The sequence below is a fragment of the uncultured Amaricoccus sp. genome, assembly GCF_937858865.1.
Classification (GTDB): Bacteria; Pseudomonadota; Alphaproteobacteria; order Rhodobacterales; family Rhodobacteraceae; genus Amaricoccus.
Map to the genome: position 1 here is coordinate 1 of NZ_CALLYO010000352.1, position 2,258 is coordinate 2,258.

Annotated in this window: 1 protein-coding gene and 1 pseudogene; both read right to left on the bottom strand. The window is 72.1% G+C overall.

Going from position 1 to position 2,258, the window contains the following annotated elements; translation table 11 throughout:
- Nucleotides 1-103 precede the first annotated feature (103 nt).
- Complete coding sequence (locus Q0112_RS10165) at nt 104-1,855, bottom strand: DUF87 domain-containing protein (RefSeq protein ID WP_297974770.1); 1,752 nt, start codon at nt 1,853-1,855, stop codon at nt 104-106.
- Nucleotides 1,856-2,125: 270 nt separating this feature from the next.
- Nucleotides 2,126-2,258: pseudogene (locus Q0112_RS10170) on the bottom strand (molybdopterin molybdenumtransferase MoeA); the annotation flags it as partial.

Consider the following 2,258-nt stretch of genomic DNA (forward strand, 5'->3'; position numbering starts at 1 on the left):
TGCTGGGCGCGGGCCTGTGGGCCCGCGCCGGCGGGGCGCTCGCCGCCCCCGCACCCCCGGCACTGCTCTCCAGGTTTCTTGGAAGGAAGAAGAGGGGTGCGGCTCAGCGAGTGCCGTTCCAGGGCCGGGGGGCCGCGTCGCTGCGGCGGAGGCTGAGGGCGGGGCCGGCGGTTGGCGCGAGCGGCGCGGGCTCGGGGCGGGGGGCCTCCTCGAGGCGGAGGCTGTGGCTGGTGGTGGCGCGGCGCCAGCGCTCGATGGCGGCGCGGACGATCTCGCCGCGCTCGCGCGGGCGCTCGGCTTCGCCACGGGCGCCGGACTCGCTTTGCGGGATCGCCTCGCGCGGGAGGGTCGAGAAGGTGATGCGGGCGACGAGGGGGAGGCCCTCGCCGATGCCGATCGCCTCCTGGGCGCCGAGCGAGGGGACGAAGCCGAGGAGGTTGGCGGCGGCCTCGGAGACGGCCGAGCGCAGCAGGGCCTGGTCGGCGTCGTTGGTCATCCGCATGACGAAGAAGGTCGAGCATTGTGAGATGATCGTCGGGTCGAGCTCGGCCGGGCGCTGGGTGACGAGGCAGAGGTGGACGCCGTACTTGCGGCCCTCGCGGGCGATGCGCTTCAGCGCCCGGCGGGCGGGGGCGAAGCCGGCGAGCCGGTCGGCCGAGGCGTAGCGGTGCGCCTCCTCGCAGGCGAGCAGGATCGGGATGGCGCCGTCGCTCCAGAGCGCGAAGTCGAAGGCGAGGCGGGCGAGGACGCAGACGACGGCGTCGATCACCTCGTCGGGGAGGCTCGCGAGCTTCAGGATGGTGAGCGGCCGGTCGGAGTCGATGCTGAAGACCTGGTTCAGCACCTCGGCCATGGTGTCGCCGCCAAGGTTCGCCTGGCGGAACATGAACTCGTAGCGCGGGTCGTTGCGGATGGCGTCGATCCGGTTCATCAGCCGGTGGTGGCTCATCGCCGAGGAGCGGTTCTCGAGCTTGCCCATGCGTTCGTGGATGAGGCCGAGCAGGTCCTGCAGCTGGTAGGGGGCGGGCGTGTCGGCGGTGAAGCCGCTGTGCCGCGGGACCTGCCGCCGCTCGACCGAGACGCGCTCGGGGGCGCGTTCGGGGACGGCCTGGTACTTCGCCTTGGCGACCGGGATGAGCTCGGCGAGGATCTCGGCCTCCTCCGGCGCGGCGGGTTTGCCGCCGTAGAGGACGGCGAGGGTCTCCTCGAAGTTGAAGAGCCAGAACGGGAGGCGGAGGTTCTCGGCGCCGATGACATTGGCCCGCTCGCCGAAGGCGGCGCGGTATTCGTTGTGGACGTCGAGCAGGAGGACGCGCAGGTCGGGGCGCACTTCGGTCATCTTGGCGAGGATGGCGGCGACGGCGCTCGACTTGCCGACGCCGGTCGAGCCGACGACGGCGAAATGCTTGGCGAGCATCTGGTCGGTGTCGACGTAGGCCGGGATCGAGGGGTCCTGGCTAAGGTGGCCGAGGGTGATCGCGCGCGGGCTGGTGGCGGCGTAGATGAGGGTGAGCTCGCTGCTGCCGAGCATGCGGGCAGGGTCGCCGATCGCGGCGTATTCGCGCACGCCGCGGCGGAAGCGGGCGTTGCCCGCGGGGGTGCGCTCGATCTCGCCGAGCAGGTCGACGCGGGCGACGGTGCGCGAGCCGTCGATCTCCTCGGCGCGCAGGGTGACGTCGGAGATCATGCCGACGACGGTGGTTTCCTGGCCGGAGATGGCGACGAACTTGCCGACGGTGGGGCGGCCCTGGCCGCTCGGGAGCGGGGAGGCGAGGCCGATGCGGGCCTCCGAGCCCTCCACGGCGAGGACGCGGCCGAGCCAGCCCTCGCGCGCGTCGTCAGGCTGATTCGACATCCGGATTCTCCATGCTCGGGTGTTCTTCCTGCCACCGATTTCCTTGCTCGCGGGTAAATGCCGCGGTGAGGCGCGCACGCGGGGCGCGGGAATCATGCGGCCTCTGGCGGAGGGGAATTCCGTTCGTGTTGACAGTGACTTGGGCCGGCTGGAAGGAGGCTGGAAAGAGGCTGGAAAGCGGCCATACGATTTACCGCCGTGACCAGAGGTTGACGCGGGGTCGCGCGGGCGCGCGCGACAGGCGCGACGGGACCGAACCGTTCACCCGGATCAGAGACCGAAGTCGGCGAGGGCGAGGTAGCGGACCGGGTCGCCGGGGCGGATGGTGCGGGGGGCGTCGTCGAGCTCGACGAGGCCGGTCGACCAGGCGAGGCTGGAGATGCGGCCGGAGCCTTCCGAGGGG